19 protein-coding genes are annotated in these 21,833 nt (G+C 57.5%); 10 read left to right on the top strand and 9 right to left on the bottom strand.

The genetic code is table 11. The features are described from left to right. The first annotated feature begins 16 nt into the window (after positions 1 to 16). The 5 genes from VGR81_04030 (at position 17) to VGR81_04010 (ending at position 4,852) form a co-directional block, all read left to right on the top strand. The gene (locus VGR81_04030; GenBank protein ID HEV2288102.1) at positions 17 to 781 is read left to right on the top strand and encodes an MBL fold metallo-hydrolase; all 765 of its coding nucleotides are present in this window, start codon (positions 17 to 19) and stop codon (positions 779 to 781) included. Continuing rightward, a complete protein-coding gene (locus VGR81_04025) occupies positions 781 to 1,767 on the top strand; it encodes a bifunctional riboflavin kinase/FAD synthetase (GenBank protein HEV2288101.1) in 987 nt (328 codons plus the stop codon). The genes VGR81_04030 and VGR81_04025 overlap by 1 nt, the downstream gene beginning before the upstream one ends. Positions 1,768 to 2,184: 417 nt before the next feature. Beyond that, positions 2,185 to 2,505 (top strand): hypothetical protein, encoded by a 321-nt coding sequence (locus VGR81_04020; protein ID HEV2288100.1) that lies wholly within the window; start codon positions 2,185 to 2,187, stop codon positions 2,503 to 2,505. 70 nt (positions 2,506 to 2,575) lie between these two features. Beyond that, positions 2,576 to 2,800 carry a hypothetical protein gene (locus VGR81_04015; GenBank protein ID HEV2288099.1) on the top strand — a complete coding sequence of 75 codons (225 nt, stop codon included), beginning with the start codon at positions 2,576 to 2,578 and terminating at the stop codon, positions 2,798 to 2,800. Between the two features lie 237 nt (positions 2,801 to 3,037). Next, positions 3,038 to 4,852 carry a VWA domain-containing protein gene (locus VGR81_04010; GenBank protein HEV2288098.1) on the top strand — a complete coding sequence of 605 codons (1,815 nt, stop codon included), beginning with the start codon at positions 3,038 to 3,040 and terminating at the stop codon, positions 4,850 to 4,852. 73 nt (positions 4,853 to 4,925) lie between these two features. Here the strand turns inward: VGR81_04010 and VGR81_04005 are convergent, their stop codons facing one another. The 8 genes from VGR81_04005 to VGR81_03970 form a co-directional block, all read right to left on the bottom strand. After that, positions 4,926 to 5,414, bottom strand: coding sequence for a Fur family transcriptional regulator (locus tag VGR81_04005; protein ID HEV2288097.1), 489 nt, complete (start codon positions 5,412 to 5,414; stop codon positions 4,926 to 4,928). Position 5,415: 1 nt separating this feature from the next. Continuing rightward, positions 5,416 to 6,747 carry an RIP metalloprotease RseP gene (gene rseP / locus VGR81_04000; GenBank protein HEV2288096.1) on the bottom strand — a complete coding sequence of 444 codons (1,332 nt, stop codon included), beginning with the start codon at positions 6,745 to 6,747 and terminating at the stop codon, positions 5,416 to 5,418. Then, a complete protein-coding gene (gene dxr / locus VGR81_03995; GenBank protein ID HEV2288095.1) occupies positions 6,748 to 7,920 on the bottom strand; it encodes a 1-deoxy-D-xylulose-5-phosphate reductoisomerase in 1,173 nt (390 codons plus the stop codon). It abuts the gene before it with no gap. A 13-nt stretch (positions 7,921 to 7,933) separates the two neighbouring features. Further along, a complete protein-coding gene (locus VGR81_03990; GenBank protein HEV2288094.1) occupies positions 7,934 to 8,794 on the bottom strand; it encodes a phosphatidate cytidylyltransferase in 861 nt (286 codons plus the stop codon). Between the two features lie 55 nt (positions 8,795 to 8,849). Further along, positions 8,850 to 9,662 (bottom strand): isoprenyl transferase, encoded by an 813-nt coding sequence (locus VGR81_03985; GenBank protein HEV2288093.1) that lies wholly within the window; start codon positions 9,660 to 9,662, stop codon positions 8,850 to 8,852. 110 nt (positions 9,663 to 9,772) lie between these two features. Next, positions 9,773 to 11,089, bottom strand: a complete 1,317-nt coding sequence (locus VGR81_03980) for a divalent metal cation transporter (GenBank protein HEV2288092.1) — start codon at positions 11,087 to 11,089, stop codon at positions 9,773 to 9,775. Next, complete coding sequence (locus VGR81_03975) at positions 11,090 to 12,334, bottom strand: hypothetical protein (GenBank protein ID HEV2288091.1); 1,245 nt, start codon at positions 12,332 to 12,334, stop codon at positions 11,090 to 11,092. Between the two features lie 346 nt (positions 12,335 to 12,680). Beyond that, positions 12,681 to 13,295, bottom strand: a complete 615-nt coding sequence (locus tag VGR81_03970) for a class IV adenylate cyclase (GenBank protein HEV2288090.1) — start codon at positions 13,293 to 13,295, stop codon at positions 12,681 to 12,683. 132 nt (positions 13,296 to 13,427) lie between these two features. On the opposite strand from VGR81_03970, the gene mutS reads away from it, so the two are divergent. The 3 genes from mutS to VGR81_03955 are packed head-to-tail and all read left to right on the top strand — an operon-like array spanning position 13,428 to position 18,839. Beyond that, on the top strand, positions 13,428 to 16,127 hold the full coding sequence (mutS, locus tag VGR81_03965) for a DNA mismatch repair protein MutS (protein ID HEV2288089.1): 2,700 nt from the start codon (positions 13,428 to 13,430) through the stop codon (positions 16,125 to 16,127). Then, positions 16,124 to 17,311, top strand: coding sequence for an anhydro-N-acetylmuramic acid kinase (locus VGR81_03960; protein ID HEV2288088.1), 1,188 nt, complete (start codon positions 16,124 to 16,126; stop codon positions 17,309 to 17,311). Before mutS ends, VGR81_03960 begins: the two co-directional genes overlap by 4 nt. Next, a complete protein-coding gene (locus tag VGR81_03955; GenBank protein ID HEV2288087.1) occupies positions 17,295 to 18,839 on the top strand; it encodes an ABC transporter substrate-binding protein in 1,545 nt (514 codons plus the stop codon). The genes VGR81_03960 and VGR81_03955 overlap by 17 nt, the downstream gene beginning before the upstream one ends. A 24-nt stretch (positions 18,840 to 18,863) precedes the next feature. Here the strand turns inward: VGR81_03955 and VGR81_03950 are convergent, their stop codons facing one another. Next, positions 18,864 to 19,502, bottom strand: coding sequence for an L-threonylcarbamoyladenylate synthase (locus VGR81_03950; GenBank protein HEV2288086.1), 639 nt, complete (start codon positions 19,500 to 19,502; stop codon positions 18,864 to 18,866). Positions 19,503 to 20,724: 1,222 nt separating this feature from the next. On the opposite strand from VGR81_03950, the gene VGR81_03945 reads away from it, so the two are divergent. Then, positions 20,725 to 20,895 (top strand): hypothetical protein, encoded by a 171-nt coding sequence (locus tag VGR81_03945; GenBank protein ID HEV2288085.1) that lies wholly within the window; start codon positions 20,725 to 20,727, stop codon positions 20,893 to 20,895. 71 nt (positions 20,896 to 20,966) lie between these two features. Continuing rightward, positions 20,967 to 21,827 carry an RNA methyltransferase gene (locus tag VGR81_03940; protein HEV2288084.1) on the top strand — a complete coding sequence of 287 codons (861 nt, stop codon included), beginning with the start codon at positions 20,967 to 20,969 and terminating at the stop codon, positions 21,825 to 21,827. Positions 21,828 to 21,833: the final 6 nt, after the last annotated feature.

Below are 21,833 nucleotides of genomic sequence, written 5' to 3'. Positions count from 1 at the left end.
TCCCGGAAAACGAAAATTGAAAGTAACAGTCCTGGGCTCGGGCACTTCGATGGGCGTGCCAACCCTCGCGTGCAGATGCAGCGTGTGCCGTTCCGCCGACCCACGGGATCAACGCACCCGGCCCTCTGTGCTGCTTTCCTACAATGGCCGAAACGTGGTCATCGATACGACTCCGGACTTTCGTCTGCAAGCACTGCGCTCAGAAATCGATCATCTCGATGCCATCCTTTACACTCACGCCCACGCCGACCATATTCTCGGCCTCGACGACATCCGTCCATTCAATCAGAAGCAGCGGTCGGCGATTCCTGTCTACGCTTCGGATGAAACCATTGCGATCCTTCGCAGAACTTTTGCTTATATCTTCGAACCGCAAACGGCGGAGAGTTCCGTGCCGCAGATTGAGATCCACGCCATCAAAGAACCATTCAATCTTTTCGGCGCTCATATCACGCCAGTGCCGGTTCGGCACGGACCATTAACCGTTCTTGGTTTCCGCATCGGCACAATTGCCTATCTGACTGATTTCAGCTCCATCCCGGAAACTTCCGGGCCAATGCTGGGGGGCCTCGACCATTTGATTCTCGACGCCCTGCGCTACACGCCACATCCTATGCATTCCACTGTCGATCAGTCGCTGGCCATTGTCCGCGAGCTCGCGCCGCGGCATGCCTGGTTCACGCACATCTGCCATGATCTGGGCCACGAAGCCACGAATGCGAAGCTTCCGCAGAATGTCCAGCTTTCCTACGATGGCCTTTCCTTCGAGGTCGATCTCTGATGGCTCTCGAAATTCTGCATTCGCCGCAGGAATGGACGGCGCGCTTCGGCTGCGACATGCGCGCTGCGGTCACGATCGGCAATTTTGACGGCGTCCATCTCGGACACCAAAAAATCCTTCGATCGGTGGTCGAACGTGCACGCAGAACAAATTCGGTAGCTGCGGCGCTTACGTTCGATCCGCATCCTTTTCACGTCGTACGTCCGGATGCGGCGCCGCAAATGATCGAAACTCTTGAACAACGACTGGCGCGCATTGAGGCCCTCGGATTGGATGCGGTGCTGGTGTTGCATTTTGACAGTGCGCTCGCGTCTTCGAATCCCGAGGAATTTGTGCACCGAATCCTCGGTGATTGCCTTCACGTCTGCGCCGTCCTTGTCGGCGAAAATTTCCGCTTTGGCCATCGACAGGCAGGCGACGTGAATTTGCTCCGAAAACTCGGGGCGGCAATGAACTTTGACGTCGGCTGCATTGCACCGGTGGTTGTCCGGGGAACGGTCGTTTCGAGCACAGCTGTGCGTGCGGCGGTGACTGCCGGCAGGATGACTTGGGGTGCGCGACTGCTGGGCCGCCCATTTCTTCTGGCTGGCGAAATCAAGCCGGGAACAGGCACCGGCCGGCATTTCGTTTTTCCGACATTGAATCTTTCCACCACGCAAGAGCTGCTTCCCGCGCGCGGTGTTTACGCAACAGAAGCAATCGTCGATGGGGAACTTTATCGCGCAGCGACGAATGTGGGTATGCGCCCAACGTTTGACGGGACACAACTGAGCATCGAAAGCCATCTCTTCGACTTTTCCAAGCAGGTCACTTCGGGCTCGCTCGAAATTCGCTTCTGGCGGCGGCTGCGCGACGAAAAGAAATTCTCTGGGACCGAAGCACTGCGAGAGCAGATACAGCGCGACATCATTCGCGCGCGTTCGTTTTTCTTGCGCCTCGACGGCTTAAAGCTCCCGCCAATTCCAACTCGAAAGACCCCTCGCTAGGATGCGTAAATTCCTAGCTCCGCAATCTCCTTTCTGAGTATTTACAGCCAGACATAATTAATTACTTGACAAATATCAATCATTCGTTTAGAAACACCATATATCCTAATTTTCTGCCCGGTCGAATTGGCGGTGCGACAGTGAATCTTCCGAAACCACTCGTTGCAAGCTTCGTTGGTTTGGCGGCCACGCTCATGGTATTAAACGTGGCCCTCGTGAAGCGGAACCGTGCGCTGGCGACCCTCAACCGAACCTACGAAGCTAACTTCCATTTGAATGTTGGCGATATCGTTCCCCCCCCTTTCCGGCGTCAGCTTCCTAGGAAACACCGTTACTGTTACGTATCAGCTTGGTCAGCCAAGAACCCTGCTTTTCATCTTCGCCCGTTCATGCACGGCCTGTACGCTAAACTGGCCGATGTGGCAGAAGCTTTTTGAACAAATTGACCTGCGGCGTGCTCGCATTATAGGAGTGAGCCTTGAAAAGGCCGGCCTATCCAGCCAATACCTTGGCTTGGTTGACCTGACAAGGACTGGGACAATGCTCCTTCCTGACGTTGATAGTATCGTGTCCTATCGTTTCCGCTACACGCCTCAAACCATCCTCATAGATGCTGGCGGCAGAGTCGATGGCGTGTGGTCCGGTGTGCTCAAGTCAGAACAAATTGGCCAAATTGAGCAGGCTGTGCTGTCTTCAAAGCCCGTGGGTTTAGACCAAAATAAAAGCACCGGCAGGTGACGACTGTTCATAGGTTCCTTCGTTAAGTTTTGTCCGCGTTCTGGAATGCTTTATGAGGAGGAGAAACGAGATGCAAATAACATACCGAAAGCTATTGAGAGTCACCGTATTCTGGGTAGTGCTGTTGGGTGCGATGGCCGCGATTGCGGGAAGATCAGCGGTTGTCCTTGCGTCCAGTGGCAGCACTCCTTTGATTGTGTGCTCGGGATTCTGCAACGACCAGACGGACTGCACGAATCCGGGCTGTTATTGCGAGAGCCAGCAAGATGGTGGGACTTGCAGGCCACTGCACTAATCAGTTTAGGATTTGCCCTGTAGCAGATGTCGCGGCCTTGCAGGGATCGGATCGCGTCCTGCGGCGCAGCACTCTGGACAAATCGGATGTGAGTCTCCATGCGATGGTGCTCGGCGTGGGTGAGGTTTTGAGAATTCGAAGAAGGTGGTGTGCGCTGAAAGAATTAAAGAGTCCAGGGGAGTATGTCAGATTTAGAGATCCGATTTTCTCTACGTCAAAGACCTCCAGGTTCGAGTGATGACGACGAAGGATGCTTCGCACAGAAGCCGATATTTTCGCCCAGGCGTCATAGTTGCGAGCCTTTTTGCGCTAGCGTCATCGGCGCAGATGCTGTCGCCGGGGGAGGTGCGGATCAGGAGCGGGTCGTATAATCCTCATGAACAGATTCTGCGAGCCGAAAGTCACCTGGTTCGCATTGAGGTGGTGGTGCGAGATGGCCGCGGTCATCCGATTCTTGGGCTTACCAAAGGCGACTTCGCTGTTTTCGATTCCGGTCGCCTTCGTGAGATCGCTGAGTTTTCCGTCGAGTCAAATAATCGAAATGAAGCTAATGCCTCCCCAACGAAAACCCCGAACGCGCCGTCCGTGGCTCCAGGCGAGGTGAGTAAGGCGAAACGAGCTGCTACTGCCGAGCGTTGGATTGCATTGTTTTTCGACGATTTTAATACTCCGACTGGCGACTTGGGGCGAGCGAAGATCGCAGCAAAGCGCTTTATTGATGAGGCGGAGGAAGAAGGCGATCAGATCGGGGTCTTCACGACATCGGGAGGGCAGATCCTGGGGTTCAGCAACGATGCTTCTGCAATTCTCGGAGCAATCGCAAATGTGCAATCTCATCCGCACTTGAGTGCCTCGGGATTGAAGGCGTGCCCTAGGATCACGCCCTACGAGGCGTATCAAATCGTTGATGATGATTTGGTTACCCTTAAAGCGAAGGTCGTGGAAGCGTGTGGATGCGCAGGGCAGGACATTTGTGACCCTAATGATGTAAGTAAAATGACACCGAGCAAGGTCACTAATCCAATGTCATCATTTTCCCGGGAACTAATTAACGACGTGAAAACGCAGGCGCAAACAACTTGGGATCAGACGCGCGTTACGTCACAGGCTACACTAGACGCCATCCGGGCCGCCGTCGATGATTTAGGGCGAATGCAAGGGAAACGCTTGCTTCTGTTTGCATCATCCGGATTTTTCTCCGGTGATTTGGACACTCAACAGGACCAGATCATCGACGAGGCGCTGCATGCTAACGTAGTCATCAACTCGCTTGATTCCAAGGGCCTCTACGCCGAGGCGCCGGGAAGGCCGCTGAATGAGCCTTCTGAGACGCTTTCCGACTTGACCATGTTATACGAGGCGCGAACGCTTGGCGACAGACTCGAAAGCGAAGACGCAGCCATGGCCGATTTCGCCGAGAGCACAGGCGGGCTTTTATTCCGCAACAATAACGATCTCAATTTCGGATTCCGCGAACTGGGCCTCGTGCCTGCTTGTGCTTATGAACTTGGATTTTCCCCCGATGAAGATGGGAAGTATCACAAGATCAAAGTGGAAGTAAGCAAGGCGGGGCACGGATTTGTGGAGGTACGGCCGGGGTATTTTGCGCCGACGAAAGAGTCGCAGGAGGCGCGCGCGCCGACTGCCGAGGAGAAGATTGATGAGGAAGTGCGCGGTTCCGAAGAGAAGAGCGATTTTCCGCTGAGCCTTGGCGAACAGACTCGAATTGCGAACAACGGTGTGCATGAATTGAGCCTGCAGACGCGCGTGGACATCCACGCGATGCCGTTTGCGAGACAGCAAGACCGGCGCGTGGACATGCTGACGTTCGTCGCAGCTTTATTCGATGCGCAAGGAAAGATGGTCACGGGCAAAGAAGCGCAGATGGAGCTTGCGCTGAAGCCGGAGACTTTCGAGCGCTTCTCGAGGAGCGGGATTGATGGCGGGATGTCATTGGAGGCGCCGCCGGGAACGTATCGCTTGCGCGTGGTGGTCGAGGAAGCGATGCACGGCGAGATGAGCGCCGTGAGCCGGGATGTTCAACTGCAATAGAACCAAAACCTCCAACAACCGGCGTCCAGCCTCTATCGCGTTCAATTCCCTTGCCATAATGTAAAAAGCGAGATCATGCTTTCGATTGGCAAGTCGAGCAGTAGCCGCCGACTTCGGTGCGCGCGACAGTGATGCGCATATCGCAGTCCTGCTCGATTTGCTGCTTGAGCTGCTCGTACAATTCGCTTTCAAATTCGCGCACTTTTCCGCACCGCAGACAGGCCACATGGATGTGGTCGCGCGGCCCATGACTTTCGTAATAGTGGCGGTGGCCGCGGAGATGGAGCAAATCGAGTTCGTCGATCAGGCCGTGGTGCTTGAGCAGGTCAAGCGTGCGATAAACCGTGACACGTGTAATCCGCGAGTCGATTTTCTGCGCACGCACGAGGATTTCCCCCGCATCGAGGTGCCGTGGCGCGGTGTCCATAACTTGCAAAACCACGCGCCGCTGCCGCGTCAGGCGAATCGAGCGAGCAGCAAGCTGCTTTTGCAATTGTCCGGGCTTTTCGTGAACGTTGATGCGTTCACCGGTGGAAACGCGGTGTGCCGCCGTCGGAACCATATTAGTGATTTGGGAAAAGTCTGGCGATGTCGTAATACATCACAAACCCGAACACAGCAAGAATGAAAACAAGTCCTGCGGTCAACAAACGCTCTTGCACTCTTACGCTCAGATCTCTTCGAATCGAACCCTCGATAGCCATTACCAGGATGCGCCCGCCGTCAAGGATGGGAATCGGGAGCAAATTCACGATCCCGAGATTGACGCTCAGCAAAGCCATGAAGGCAATGAACTCCGCCATTCCCATCTTAGCGGCTTGCGTGGACATGCTCACGATTCCGACTGGACCTGCCATTTGTTTGAGTGAGAATCGCCCCGAGAAGAGCCCGGCAAAAACTGTAACGACCTCTTTCACATTTCCGACATTTTCGGACCAAGATTGCGCTGCTGCTTCGGAGACAGACAACGAACTTCGTACTGTATCGCCCGGAGCAAACACAGCGCCAATCACCCAGCGCTTTCCACCGCCACCTCCGGGGTCTTCGTACTTCGGCTGGATGACCTTGGAGATTTCCTTGCCGTCACGTCGAACCTCAATGGCGACGGGCTTGCCACCGGAATCGCGAATGAGCGCCGCAATAGCCGTCGGATTGGGGTCCGATTGCTCATTGACGCTCACGATCCGATCTCCAGCCTCCAAACCGGCCTGCGCCGCGGGGAACCCGGGCGCGACAGAATCCACCAAGACAACACTCACGTGTGGATATCCCGTCACTTCATAGGGGTCAAAGACATTCTTCGGGACGTCTACGTCTATGGGGATGAGTTTGCTCGCGCGTTCCACTTCGAGAGAGATTTTCGCCCCAGGCAGAATGCCCGAGTTGGAAATCACTTGCTCCCAGGTTGATACCTTCGCATTGTTGACTTCGACGATTTTGTCGCCGGGATGAATTCCCGCCTTTGCGGCGGGCGAATTCGGCACAACTCCCGCGACCTGTGCGGCCTGGTGCACGAACCTCGGCGTGGGAACACCGACGATATACAGGCCCCACATCATCACTATGGCCAGCACAATATTCATCACCGGCCCGGCGACAACAATCAGAAACCGCTGCCAGCGCGATTTGGAGAGAAGCTCATCCGGCGCTCCGGCGCGATCTTCGGCAGGGTTTTCGCCTGCCATCTTGACGTACCCGCCGAAGGGAAAAGCCGCGAGACGGAAGTCCGTGTCCCCGCGTTTCCATCCGAAAATCCGCGTCCCAAATCCGATGGAAAACACTTCGACGCGGACGCCGCACCAACGCGCCACGATATAATGACCCCATTCGTGCACAAGGATCATGATCCCTAAGCCAACGATCGCCGCCACCACGCCAACCCAACTATGTGTCATCTAATTCTTCCTCTTCGCGATTTCTTCCCGCGCCATGCGACGAGCCTCGCGATCCGCATCGAGGACATCTTCCATTTTCGTTAACGTCGTGCCCGGCATCCGGTCAAGCACCTGCTCGATCACTTCCGCGATCCCTGTAAATCCGAGCCGCCCGTCGAGAAATGCCGCGACGCTTTCTTCATCTGCAGCATTTAAAGCACACGGCAATGCCCCGCCCTGCTGCATCGCACGCATTGCCAACGTTAAACACGGAAACTTCCCTGCCGGAACAGGCTCGAAATCGAGCGACTTCAGGCTGCTCCAATCGAGGGCAAATCCGTTGGATGCCACGCGCTCTGGATAGGTTAGCGCATATTGGATGGGCATGCGCATGTCGGTCGGACCAAGCTGTGCCAGAATTGAACCGTCCACAAATTCTACCATCGAATGAATCGTAGACTGCGGATGAATGACAACATCAATCTGCGCTGGCTGCATGCCGAAAAGCCAGCGCGCCTCGATCACCTCGAAGCCTTTGTTCATCAGCGTCGCCGAATCCGTTGTGATTCTCTTGCCCATCTTCCAGTTAGGATGCGCCAGAGCCTGCTCAGGAGTTACATTCTTTAGCTCGGAAACCGGCGTTTTGCGAAATGGGCCGCCTGACGCGGTCAGCACAAGCCGCTTCACCTCGCGTCTTTCGCCCGCACGCAGGCATTGATGAATGGCATTGTGTTCACTATCCACCGGCAGAACTGCTTTCCTCTGCCGTTCGGCTTCGGCCATCACCAATTCCCCTGCGGCAACGAGCACTTCTTTATTGGCGAGCGCCAAATTCTTGCCTAACTGAACCGCCTTGTAGGTCGCTGGTAAGCCCACGACGCCTACGGCTGCCGAAAGAACCGTGTCGGCCTCTGGATGCGTTGCAACGCGCTCCAGGCCTTCGGCACCACATAGCATTTCCGGAATCGGCTCGATCTTTGCACCGGTGAGACGCTCCCGAAGCTGCTTTGCGCCTTCGCAGGTGCTCACCGAAACAACCTTTGGCCGATACTTGATCGTCTGTTCGGCCGCGAGCTCGACGTTATTCCCAGCCGCTATTCCGATAACTTCAAATTTTCCGGGAAGAGAGTCCACCACCTTCAGGCATTGGCATCCAATGGAGCCAGTCGATCCGAGAATGGAGATGCGTTTCACTGGGAGAGTTGCGTCACGGGCGGTTTTGCAGCAGCCATCCGGCAGCAAGCCATACCACCGGAGCAGCAAAAATCAAACTGTCGATGCGATCCAACATTCCTCCGTGCCCTGGAAGCATTGCGCCGGAGTCCTTGACTCCCGCGCCGCGCTTATATGCTGATTCTACCAGATCGCCCACCTGCCCGGCGATGTTGGCCAGCGCGGCAGTTGCAAGCCATGCGACCCAATCGCCATTCTGCCAGCGCGCAAAACAGTAACCGACGATCAGCGAACCAAGCACGTTGCCTGCGGCGCCTTCCCAAGTTTTCTTCGGCGAAAGCGCCGGCGCCATTTTCAAGCGGCCAATCGATTTTCCCACGAAGTAAGCGACCGTATCACCAGCCCACACAACGACAAGCGCAAAAAGAACAAGGACAGGGCCGCTCCGCGCTCCATCCATTCTCGCCACGTAGCTGAAAGGCAATGCCACGAACAAGAATGCGGCTGCGCTGGCACAAATGCCGGGAAGCAAATCCGCCAGGGCGATTTTACCCAGCACTGCAATGCAGGCCGTCCCAAACAGAAACGTTAGGAAAACAGCTTCGATTGAAGCGTAATCGCTTGGCAAGCCTTGAATCAGGAGGGTATTCGCGCCAAGCGTGTGGACCTCTGCTGCGCCCGATGTCCACTGAACAAAAAACAATCCTACAGCGCAAATCATCGTCCACAGGCGAAACGCTCGCAGGCCCATCTGGGAAGTGAGCTTGAAGAATTCAAACATCGCCAGCAACCCTACAACCGCGGCCAGCGCGGCAACCAGCCAGGACGGTCCCCAATACACCACCAAAACAACAATGGGAATCAGGATCGCCGCAGTTGCGATGCGCTTCAGCACTGCGTCATTGTCTCAATGGAAGAGCAAATCGAAAAGAAATTCGTAAGCAGCGGTTTCATCTTCCTCCGCCATACCTTCCGTTGCGATGCCCGTCCGCGGTTGCCAAGCCGCCGTAGCGGCGCTCGCGTTGCTGGAAGTTGACGAAGGCTTCGAGCAGTTTTTCGCGTGAAAAATCGGGCCACAGAGCTTCCGTAATATAAAGCTCGGCATACGCGATCTGCCACAATAGGAAATTGCTCACGCGCATTTCGCCGCTCGTGCGAATCAGCAAATCGGGATCGGGCAGCCCGGCCGTATAGAGCTTGTTCGAAATCGTCTCCTCATCCGCATGAAACGCCGAAAGACCGTTCAGCCGAACATGATCGAGAATGGCATTGAACGCATCCACGAGCTCTGCGCGCCCGCCATAGTTGAGCGCGACGATAAGCTTCATACCGGTGTTTTGGGCCGTCAGCCGCATTGCCTTTTCAATGTCGTGCCGAACCGCCTCGGGCAATTGCGCCGAGCGGCCGATGATCAGCAGTTGAATATTGTTCTTATGAATCGAAGGAAGCTCTTTTTTCAGGTATTCGCGCAGGAGCCGCATCAAAAAATCGATCTCGGCCCTCGGGCGACGCCAGTTCTCGAGCGAGAACGCGTAGAGCGTCAAAGCGGGCACCTTGAGGCGGGCGCACGTCTCGATGATCTCGCGCGCCACTTTCACGCCAGCGCGATGTCCCGCGATGCGCGGCAGATGGCGCCGCTCTGCCCAGCGCCCGTTGCCGTCCATGATAATGGCCACGTGCCTGGGGAGGCGCCTCAGATCCAATTGGTCAAGGAGCGCGATTTCCTCGGCGCGGGTGGATTTCAGTAGTTCGGTCGGTTTCACCGAGATCTCACAATGCTCATCCGAATAAAAAACCTAGCATAGCCGCACGAGGCGAAGCAACTGCAGGGAAACCGCATCGCTGCGCATCCTGGTCGCCCGTTACGAACCGCTCATCCTGCGCCGGCGGGTGTGAAAATCGTGACGTACGCGAGAGCTGCAGTCACCACGATCAGAGCAACGCTGATCACCCACGCTACGATGTTGAAGAATTTGCCGTTCACGCGCTCGCCCATCAAGTCCTTGCGATTCACAAGCAGCAAAATGAGAACCATGACGAACGGCAGCCAGATTCCATTGGCCACCTGCGAAAGAACCAAGATCTTCAGCAGCGGCGCTTTGGGAATCAGGATGACTCCCGCGCCAGCGACGATCAGCGCGGTGTAAAGTCCGTAGAACATCTTCGCATCGCCAAGCTTACGATCAATCCCCGCCTCGAAGCCCAGCCCCTCGCAGATGACGTGTGCCGTCGAAAGAGGAAGTACGGAAGCAGAAAAAAGCGAAGCGTTCAACAAGCCAAAGGCGAAAAGCCCTCCGGCCCATTTACCTGCAAGAGGCACAAGCGCTTTAGCCGCATCCGCCGCATCGTTGATTTGCGTGTGTCCCGAGGCGTTTAGCGTCGCCGCCGTGCATACGATAATGAAAAACACAACGACCATGCATGTGATGCTGCCCACGAGTACATCCATGCGTGCGTGTTTGTACTGCTTCGGGCCGACTTTCTTCTCCACGTATCCGGCCTGAAGGTAAAAAAACTGCCATGGAGCGACGCTCGTGCCAATCAGCGCAGTCAAGACCAGCAGGTATCCTACGTTCATGTGAATCTCAGGAACGAACGTCTGCTTGGCGGCGAGTAACCAGTTTGGCCTGGCCAAGAACGCCGACCCAACATAGGAAACGTAGAACACGCACGCGACCAGAAAAATTTTCTCCACTTGGCGGTACGTTCCGCGAACCACCAGCACCCAGACAAAGATAGCCGCAAGCGGCACTGCAATGTACTTGCTAATCCCGAAGATTTGCATGGATGCCGCGACACCGGCAAACTCCGCAACGGTATTCGAAAAATCCACCGCCAATCCGGCCAGCATTACGAAAAACGTCGAGCGGAAACCAAATTCCTCGCGGATCAGGTCCGATAGCCCTTTGCCCGTGACCACACCCATGCGTGCACACATTTCCTCGCTGACGTATAAAGCGATAGTGAGAGGAATCATCGTCCACAAGAGCGCATAACCCAACTGTGCGCCGGTGACCGAATAGGTTGTGATTCCGCCCGCGTCGTTGTCGACGTTGGACGTAATGAGGCCCGGTCCTACAACGGCAAGAAAAAGCGCAATGCTTCGCCGCCAATGGCGCCCTTGCCGGCGCATTTCGCGCCCGCGGGTACGCCAGGATTCCGTGGTCCCGAAAATCGAAGTCCAGTTCATCTATCCCAGCTTTGCGTGCATTCTGCTCACAATGTCGTCAACCGCAATTGCGCCGATGGGGTGATTCTCCACGTCCACGACGGTCAAGCTGCGCAGGTTATACTTATCGAACGTTTCAAAGACTTCCTTGTCCTCGACCGTCGCGCCCACCGAAATGCGCGACTCACCCAAAAGCTCCGCCATACGCTGCTCTGGCGCGGCAAGAAGCAGCCTCGCTACGGAGACCGTGCCCGCAAACGCGGCCTCCCGGTTGATTACGATGACGCTGTCGAGTTGGTCCAGCACAACCTCATGAAAGCGTATGTAGTCGACAACTTCTCCTCGCGTCGCGTCTTCGCCGACTTCGACAATTTCCGTCGTCATCATCCCGCCGGCTGTGTTCTCTTCAAATTGAAGTAGCCCGCGCACCTCAGCCGCCTCGCGCCGGGGCATCTCGCGCAGCACCTCACGCGAGGTTTCTGGCGAGAGTTCCGCCAGGACATCTGCGGCATCGTCCGGTGGCATTTCTTCGAGAATATCCGCAGCCCTTCCTGGATCAAGCGTTTCGACTACCTGAGTCTTAAGGCGTTTATCCAACTCTGCGATGACCTCAGCGGCCGATTCTTCATCCAGCGAATCGATGATGGACCTCCGCTCGTCCGGCGACAATTCCTCCATCAGCTCCGCAAGATCCGCCGGATGCATGTGTGCCAATTTGTCGCTCCTCAGCCGCAGCTTTACGCGCCGGAGCGGGTCGGGCTCTATGAGGTTGCAGAACTCCCAAGGGATCAGCCGCGTCGGCAACTTTGCCTGGACACGCCGAATCATGGCTGGTGTGGCAATACCCTGCAGCAATCTGCCTGCAGCCCCCGTAAGCCCCACATCAACGCCCGTAATTCGCAGCTCGACGTTGCCGTTAGTTCGCTGCTCAGTCATGTCGAGATCGTTCACGCGCACTACCTTCCGCCCTCGCGTGTCGATAATTTGCTGATCCAGCAGATCCTTTCGCACCGCCAGCCAAGCGTCATTTGGCCGGAAGTGCTCGAGTTCCCCTTCTTCGACAGTCAGGCGCAATGTCCCCGGGGCCACAAATCCAATCTGGTCATGCTTGGCAACGAGCGGCTGATACTTCCCTCGGGAGAGCAGAATTCGGCTGATGCGATTGCCATGCTCGGCCGGTTCGACATAAAACTCCTTTACCCGGCCGACAAAGTTTCCCCGGGCGTCGTAGGCCTCGGCCCCAAATAATTCCGTCGCGTGCAGCATCGCCATCTCCTTCCCTGCTTGACCCGGCCTAATCACTCCATGTCCAGACAAAAAAATACCCGCGGCCGGACTCGTTTCCGACCACGGGCGCGATAATACCCCGCAAACTCAGCCCTGGCCGGCTTGGCCCTCCTGAGTACCGAACTGCCCTTCCGGCATCTTGCCGGACGTGCAACCCATAACAATCCCTACCCAAGCCCCGATTCTTGGCTCAGGCAGGTATCGACCCCCAGGCTCCGGATTAGAGGAAGACTCCATTTCTTCGTTCTCCACTTCCAGTTCCTTGTTAAGTGCAGTTGCGAACTTTGTCAAGAAAAGAGTGCAATTCTTCACGAGATTTTTACGGTTAGAACACCATGTTGCCCAGTTTGCGTCCTTGCATCAGGCAATCGGAGCCGTAGAGTTCAAGGTAGGAGTCGACCACATAGTCGGACTTGCTGTAGCCAAGCTTCTTTGCGGCGCGGTCAATAGCTCGCTTCGGCCCCTCCAGCTCCAGAAAGAGACCTATCGGAGTCTCGTCGAGGTCCACTTCCAGCCCCGGAAAAGCCCTCAGGCGGTATCGCGTACGATACTTTTCATATCGGAACCATGGTCGAAGGCCCAGTTTTCTGAGAATCCGCCGCAGCCGGGATACCCTCGCGGTGCGATGCTCGATTTCCTCACGCAGCTTATATTTTCCCCCACGCTGGCCAGTCACCAATCCCTTAAACGTCAGCAGCCCTTCTCCCGATTCGAACCCTCGCGTCCGTCTGCGAGTTTTACCAGGCAAACTCGCCGGGCGTTCCTGGCGAATGCGCAGAATGGAGCCCTGCCGCTGGAAATCGCGCTCCTTGGTATCGAAAAGCGTATTCCGCTCGTGCAAGGTGCCCAGGCATTTTGCTCCGAGCCGACGAAGGGTTCTGAGCACCTCGCGCAGGTCGTCGACGCGCAGTTTGATCTCGATTTCGTGCTTTGCCTTCATCGTTGAAATCAGAGTATACGCGGTTCCTGTTTTGACGAAACATCTTCATGGTTAACTTCTCCTTCCCTGATGTTGCCAAACCCTCTCGCACCCGCGATAATCGTTTTCGTTTGCAACCCCGATGGCGCCAGCATGAATGAACCGACGACGCCGCTCATGCGGCAATATCACTCCATCAAGCGCCAGCATCCCAGTGCGTTGCTGCTCTTCCGTTTGGGCGATTTCTATGAGCTTTTCTATGACGACGCCGTTACCGCCTCGCGCGAGCTCCAAATCACGCTCACGTCTCGTAATAAGGAGAAAGGCCAGGCCGTTCCGATGTGCGGCGTCCCGTACCATGCGGCAGAGAACTACATCGCGCGTCTGATTCGCGCCGGCCACAAGCTGGCCATCTGCGAACAGATGGAAGATCCCTCGCAGACCAGGAAAATCGTCCGCCGCGAAGTGATCCGCGTGTTGACTCCCGGCACGGCTGCAGGTTCATCCATTCTCGAAACCCGCGAAAACAATTTTCTCGCGGCAGTCGCGCGCAACGGGAGCAGCGAAACGATTGGCCTGGCCTTTGTCGATTTCTCGACTGGCGAATTTCGTGCGACAGAATTCATAGGCATCGACGCTGAGCTTCGTCTGCGTAACGAACTCGAAATCCTTCGTCCGCGAGAAATCCTGCTCGCACAGCCAGCGACACTCTTTTCACCAGCCACCGGCGCTGCAATAGGCGGTCTGGGCGCCACCGAGACGCGACTCGACGAATGGGTTTTTGAGAAATCCTATTCTCAGCGTCTGCTCGAGCAACAATTTCGCGTGGCTTCCCTCGATGGTTTCGGTCTGTCGGGCCACGCGGAAGCTATTGGCGCGGCGGGCGGCCTGCTGCACTACCTGCGCGAAACATCGGCGATTGGCGCAACCGATTCCAGCAATGGCACAGCGACGATGCAACTCCGTCCCGCCGGTCGCGGGCTGGAGCATCTCGACCGCATCATTTACTACGAGCAGCAGGACGCGCTTATTCTCGATCACGTCACAGTGCGCAATCTCGAACTCATCCAACCCAGCGCCGGAGATGACGACTCGGCCACACTTCTCGCGTCCCTTGATGGAACCGCAACTGGCATGGGCGCGCGTTTGCTGCGTTCTTGGATTCTCCGGCCAGCGATTTCTTTAGAGGACATTCAAGCCCGTCTCGACGCCGTCGCCGAGCTGAAATCTGCAACCGTGGTCCGCGACGAGATCCGCCGCGACCTCGAAAATATCTTCGACCTCGAACGTCTCACCAGCCGTGTCACGCTCGGGACAGCGACGCCTCGCGATCTTCTCGCGCTCAGGCGTTCCCTGACGGCCGTTCCGCTTCTTCGTGGCTTTCTCTCACGTTGCAAGAGCGAGCGTCTCGCGGCGTTATGTGTCCAGCTCGATGAACTCGTGGATGTTCGTGACCTCATTGCCGGTGCGATTGCCGATGATCCTCCCGCGCAGCCGGCCGAACCCGGCATGATTCGCCGCGGTTACGATGCGGAACTCGATGAACTGCGCGACTTGAGCAAGTCCTCGAAGCAAGTGATTGCCGCGATGGAGGAGCGCGAACGCCAGAGAACAGGCATCGGCTCGCTCAAGATTCGTTTCAACAGTGTCTTCGGCTATTACATCGAGATTTCCAAGGCCAATCTTCAGCTAGCGCCTGCCGACTATGAGCGCAAGCAAACCCTCGTCAACGCCGAACGCTTCACTTCGCCGGAGCTGAAAGATTACGAACGCAAGGTGCTCGCGGCCGATGGGCGCATCATTGAGATCGAACGCCGCCTGTACCGCGAAATTCGCGAAACCATCGCCGCGCAAGCGCCGCGCCTGCGCCAAACGTCGGCGGCAATTGCTCAGCTCGATGTGCTCGCCAATTTTGCGCGCTTGGCTGCGGAGCGTAACTATTCGCGCCCGTCTTTCACGGAAGGCGAATCCGGCCATGCACACTCGGGCGCGGGACGCGGCGAACTGTTCATCGCCGGAGGCCGTCATCCCGTGATCGAGACCCTTCTCGAACAGCGCGGCGAACGCTTCGTCCCCAATGACCTCTATCTCGACGACGCGACACAGCCCATCCTGCTGATCACCGGTCCAAACATGGGCGGCAAGTCGACGTATCTTCGGCAGGCCGCACTCATCATCGTCATGGCGCAAATCGGCTCGTTTGTTCCCGCGGTCGAGGCTCGACTCCCGCTCGTCGATCGCATCTTCACGCGCATTGGCGCGTCCGATAATCTCGCGCGCGGCCGTTCCACGTTCCTCGTGGAAATGAGCGAAGTTGCGGCCATTTTGAATACCGCTACTCCGGGAAGCCTTGTTCTTCTCGACGAAGTCGGCCGCGGCACGGCAACCTTCGACGGCCTGTCGATTGCCTGGGCCGTCGTCGAGCATCTGCACGAAAATGCGCGCCCGCGCACGCTCTTTGCCACGCACTACCATGAGCTGACCGAACTCGAGCGCCTTTTCCCCGGCATTAAGAACGTCCACGTTTCTGTGCGAGAGGCCGGAAGCGAAATTATTTTTCTTCGTCGCGTCGAACCCGGAACGGCCGACAAAAGCTATGGCATCGAAGTCGCTCGCTTGGCAGGTCTTCCTGCGAGCGTCATTCAACGCGCTCGCGAAGTCCTCGCCGAGCACGAAAAGAGCGAGCATCAACTCACCGAAGAACTTTCCCCCGGCTCGGCGCCAGCGCAACCGCTCATGTTCACGGCTGCCGACCAAACCGTGCTCGACGCGCTGCGCTCTGCCGATCTCGATAATTTGAAACCCCTCGAAGCGCTCAATCTCCTCGCGGCGCTCAAGAAGCGGCTCTCGTGACTCGGCGCTCGCGCGAAATCCTTGTTCTCGGCTTGATGTCCGGCACGTCCGCCGATGGCATCGATGTCGCGCTTGTCGGCATCTCCGGAGGGCCGGCCGCGCCCCGGGCGCGCCTCAAGCATTTCGCCGCGTTTCCCTACCCCGCAGCTGTTCGCGAAGCCGTCTTGCGCGTATCCAGCGGCGCTCCTACGACGACACGCGAAATCAGTCAGCTGAACTTTCGCCTGGGCGAATTGTTTGCTGCCGCCGCTTTACGCGCCTGCCACCGCTTCCGCATCTCGCCTCGAAGCGTCGCGCTCATTGGTTCTCACGGACAGACTATCTTTCATCAAGGCGCGCCCGGCGCATTTCTCGGCGCTCGCGTCTCCTCCACACTTCAGATTGGCGAACCCGCCATCATCGCCGAGCGCACCGGCATCACCGCAATTGCTGATTTTCGCCCTGCCGACATTGCCGCCGGCGGCCAAGGCGCGCCGCTCGTGCCGTTCGTCGACTATCTGCTTTATCGCCATCCGCACAGAGGCCGCGTGGCGCTCAATATCGGCGGCATCGCCAATGTCACAGCGATTCCGGCCGGTGCGCGCCCGCAAGACGTTTTCGCCTTCGACACTGGGCCGGGCAATATGATCCTCGACGCACTGGCCGCGCATTTCACGCGTGGCCGCTTGCATTTTGACCGGGATTCCCAGCTCGCACGCACAGGCCGCTTGCTACCGGGATTCCTGAAACAGTGGCTTGCGCACCCGTTTTTCTCCAAGCGTCCGCCGAAAACCGCGGGCCGCGAAGAATTTGGTGCGATTTACGTGGAAAAGCTATTGAGCGCGGCCAAGCGCAACCACATTCGCTCTGCCGATCTCCTTCACACAGCGACGGTATTCACCGCCGCATCGATTGCGCAGGCGTTCAAGCGCTTCATCTTTCCGCGCACTCACGTCAGGCAACTTATTGTCTCCGGCGGCGGCGCGCGCAACCCGCTGCTTATTGCTTATCTCTGCGCTCTCTTGCCCTCGCTCAAAATCATCCCGGCAGAAGCTCTCGGCGTTCCCGGCGACGCGAAGGAGGCCTACGCCTTCGCTGTACTCGCCTACGAAGCCTGGCGTCAGAACGCGAATAATCTGCCAAGCGCAACCGGCGCGCAGCATTCGGCCATTCTGGGGAAAATTTGCTATGCGCGTCCGCACTAGCTTGCGCGTGATTCCCACGGCGCTGCTTTTCCCGATCCTAGTTTTTCTGAATGGTTGCTCTTCCGCCCGCTCGTCCGCCGGCGCGAACACAGTTAACTTTCTCCTCGAATCCATGCCCACGAATCTCGATCCGCGCATCGGAACGGACGCTTTCTCCGAGCACGTTGACTATCTTCTCTTCGATAGTCTTCTGCAGCGCGACGATCATCTCGACCTCGCTCCCGATCTCGCCGAAACCTGGAGCATGCCCGACGCACAAACCTACATCTTCCATCTCCGCCGCGGCGTTCATTTCTCGAATGGCCAGTTGCTAACGTCCGCCGACGTCAAATTCACGTTCGATTCCATCATTTCCGGAGCCATTCGCACTCCTAAACGCGGCGCTTTTCAGCTCGTCGATTCCATCTCCGCGCCCGATCCTTGGACGGTCATCTTCCGCCTCCGCGCGCCTTATGCGTCGTTTCCGCTGAATCTTATTCGTCAGGCTGCCGGCGTCGTGCCTCATGATGCCGGCCCGGATTTCGCACAGCATCCCATCGGCACCGGACCGTTTCGCTTTGCGAGCATGACCACGGACGAAGATATTGTGCTCGAACGCAATCCGGACTATTTCGGCGGCGCACCCACGCTCGAGCGCGTTCGCTTTCGCATCGTTCCCGATGCACTCGTTCGCGCGCTCGAACTGCGTAAAGGCTCTGGCGACCTCGAATCCAATTCGCTCACGCCGGATATGGTCAACGCCCTCGGCCGGGACTTGAATTTGGAAGTTGCTCGCGCTCCCGGCACGATGCTCGCGTATATTTCCTTCAACTGCGAAGACCCCATCCTCCGGCATCGCCGCGTTCGCCAAGCGCTCGCTTATGCGACTGACCGCGACACTCTCATTCGCTATTTGATTCGCGGCCTCGCGCGGCCCGCCGAAAGCATCTTGCCTCCGAATCACTGGGCCTACGATGGCAACGTCACGCATTACGACTACGATCCCGCGCGTGCGAATGCCTTGCTCGATGCCGCCGGATTACCCCGTGGCCCCGACGGCATTCGCTTTCATCTGGAAATGAAAACTTCCACGGATGAATCCACGCGAATCCTCGCAGCAGCTCTTCAGGATCAATGGCGCCACATCGGCGTGCAACTCGATTTGCGCTCGCTCGAATTCGCCACGTTCTATGCCGACATTACGCGCGGCAGTTTTCAGCTTTACACGCTGCGATGGGTCGGCGCGAATCTCGACCCGGACGTTTTCGAGTACGTCTTCGGCAGCGACAAATTTCCGCCCGAGGGTGCGAATCGCGGCCATTACCACAATCCACAGTTGGATGTATTACTCGGAGTGGCGCGCGTCACCACAGACCGCGCGAAACGGAAGGCAATCCTTGACCAGATTCAGCAAATCGTCGCCGACGACGAGCCGTACATCAACCTCTGGTTCTACGACAACATCTGTGTCCATCGCCGTCGTCTTACCAACATCCAACTCTCCCCCGGCGGCGATTTCGACTTCCTCGAGCACGCGATCCTTCCTTGATCGCAGGGCATCCTGCGCGAAATCCTAAGCTTCAATTGCTTTGCGGACTTCTGCTTCCGGCACCGCTCCTTCGCGGATGATGGACCAATCCGCACCCCGCAGCGCGACAATCGTCGATGCCAGCGTCCCGCCCGTATCGCCTCCATCGAGGATCAGCGGCAAGCGATCGCCAAGCTGCTTCACAAGCTGCGCTGCGCTGCTGCACGCAGGGAATCCGGAAAGATTCGCGCTCGTCCCTGTCAGAGGCCCGCCCGATGCTTCCACGAGCTCGCACGCGACATGCGACTTCGGCCAGCGCAGGGCCACGCGTCCGCTGTTTCCCGTTACCTTGAGCGGCAACCGGTGCGTGGCCTCGACGACAATCGTCAGCGCGCCTGGCCAGAATTTGTGCGCCAATTTCAAGAAACTGTCAGGCAGATCCCGGGCGAGCGTCACCGCCTGCTCCACGGAATTTATCAGGATCGGCAGCGCCTTCGTTTCCGCGCGCCCCTTGACGCGAAACACTTCCTGAATCGCCGCCAGATTATACGGATCGGCGGAGAGTCCATAGAACGTATCCGTGGGAATGCCAACCACTCGGCCGCGCTGGATGAGACTCGCAGCGTAGTGGATGATGTGCGGCTCGGGAGCTTCAATTGAAATTTTCAGGACTTCCGCTGGCAATGGACACTCGCGCGGCGCGGAATCGGCCGCAATCGCAGAACGCTATCACACCCATTCACACCGCGCAAGTACGTGTACTCGTGTGTGTCCCTAGACTTCCCTAGTACGTGTGCTCGTGCCATAATCTCCCTAATTCGCGCAGGGCCGTTTCGTGTACTCCCCACTTAATTGACTCTGGCAGAAGGGGGGGTATCATTTACTCTAATTTTCGAGCTTGTTGACGCTAGCTCGACCTCAAGGAGGAACCTCTATGAATCCGGTACGCGCGTTTCCTCGATGTTGGTCATCACTTACAGTGCTATTGTTGTTAATCAGCGCGGCTCCAGCCCTCGCACAAACTGCACAAGTCGCGAAATCAAATGCCCCGAGCATGTCAGCCCCGCTACAGAAACAATCCTCAGGAGACTGTAGTTGCAGTGGTAGCACTGGCAGTGGACCGTGCTCCTGCTCATGCAAGGGAGGATGCTGTGCTTGTGTCTGCAGCGATGGCGGCGGATGCACCTGCGATTGTATCTTTGCACCAACTGTTGCTCTCCCGGCAGGCATGACCGTCAATTCAGCAGTCGCCGCATTATCGGCGAGCACCGCGCTAATGCCAAAGATCGTGATTCTGTCCGGAAGCGACGAGGTCCTTCCATTCAGCATCAACACGACACCTTGGCAAGCGCTTGCGAGGCTTTCCGGTTTGACAGGAGTCAGACTGGGCGTCGTAGAGCCAAGCCCCCAGACCGCCGCAAATAACAGCCTAAGCTCCGTGCTGGGCGTTCCCGCCCAAGCGATAGGTGATCGCCCGCAAGCAGCCGTGCGAGAAGTTCAGCCCACGCCCCTGACGCGTACCTTATCGCTCTGTGTACACGAAAACGCAGGTCTACCGGTCGTCCTAGATAAGCTCAGCCGCATCACCGGGTACGCATTTGACGTCGTCGGCACTCCTGCGCAGCACTTTACACTCACAGCAAAGGGTACACTCACCGATGTACTTTCACAGTTATCCACCGCGGCTGGCGGAGTAACCATAACCATCGCGCAATAGGAGCGCGCAACACCGGTGGCCCCCACGCTGAACGCTGCGGGCCACCGCGACGCTTCTTCAGCGTGCACTCTCGTTGAATTCACTGCGCCCGCTTCTTCCTTGGAAACCCGCTCTTGCCTTTTTAAAGGAAAACCGGAAAAATACTGCCGCATGCTCCCAGAACAAAACTGCCCCAAGTGCGGCCGACGCATGTTGCTCTATCGCTGTTCACACGCAAACTGCACCACCGAGCGCCGCGTCTGCGTCGTCTGCGAATATGGCGGCATTCGCCCGCCGGTCCCATTCACGCAGTTGAGCTTTTACCCGGAATGCCACAGCGATGGCATGAAGCTCGCCGACGAAAACCGCAACTACGCATAACGTCAGGGGCAAAGCGCGAATTCGCGCTCGGGAACTTTTCGTTGGCCTCGGTCTCTGTTAGGCTCCATTCCATGCGGACCCAATCTTTGCGCTCTCCAGCTAAATCTCAAGCGTCGCGTGCTCCGCAGACCGCGAAAATCCTGTCGCGCGAAAATCACTGGCTGAAAACCTTCCGCGCCGCCCTGCATGCTTCGCGTCCTGAAAGCGGATTCATTGCGCTCGAAGGTGTGCGCCTCGTTTCGGAGGCGATTCGCTGCGGCCTAGAAATCGAAGCCATTCTCGCCAGCGATTCCGCCGAACGCCATCTCGCATCGCTCCGCTCCGAGCTCGACCGTCCCACTCTGATTCTGCGCACCACGGATAGGCTCTTCGATTCCGTCACCGCCACGGAAACCCCGCAAGGGATCGCCGCCCTGCTGCGCCTGCGCGAATTTTCATTCGAATCTCTCGTAGCTGTCCCCGACCCGCTCGTCGTGGTTCTCGCTGGCGTACAGGATCCCGGCAACGTCGGTACGATTCTCCGTTCCGCCGAAGCGCTCGGCGCCTCGGGGGCGATTGCCACGCGCGGAACTGCACACCCCTATTCGCCCAAGTCTTTGCGCGCCTCGGCCGGCTCTGCTCTGCGTCTCCCCATCCTTTCCGAATTCGCTCCGTCCATCGCTTTGACCCAGCTTCGCGTTTCCGGACTGAAGATCTTTGCGGCCTCCTCCCCGCGTGATTCCGGTGCGCGCCGGCCTGACGAGATCGATCTTCGCGGCCCGGCGGCAATTCTCATCGGCAACGAAGGGGCCGGCCTCCCGCCCGAAATCGAACGCAGCGCGGATGCCCGAATCCGCATCCAAGTTGCGGAGCCAGTAGATTCGCTGAACGCAGCCATCGCTGCCTCGCTGATCCTTTACGAAGCTGCGCGCCAGCGTCGCGCTATCGGATGAGCGTCC

The organism is Candidatus Acidiferrales bacterium (assembly GCA_035934015.1).
Classification (GTDB): Bacteria; Acidobacteriota; Terriglobia; order Acidiferrales; family UBA7541; genus DAHUXN01.
The sequence above is the reverse complement of the archived record's forward strand: the minus strand, read 5'-3'. Positions and strand labels throughout refer to the sequence as shown.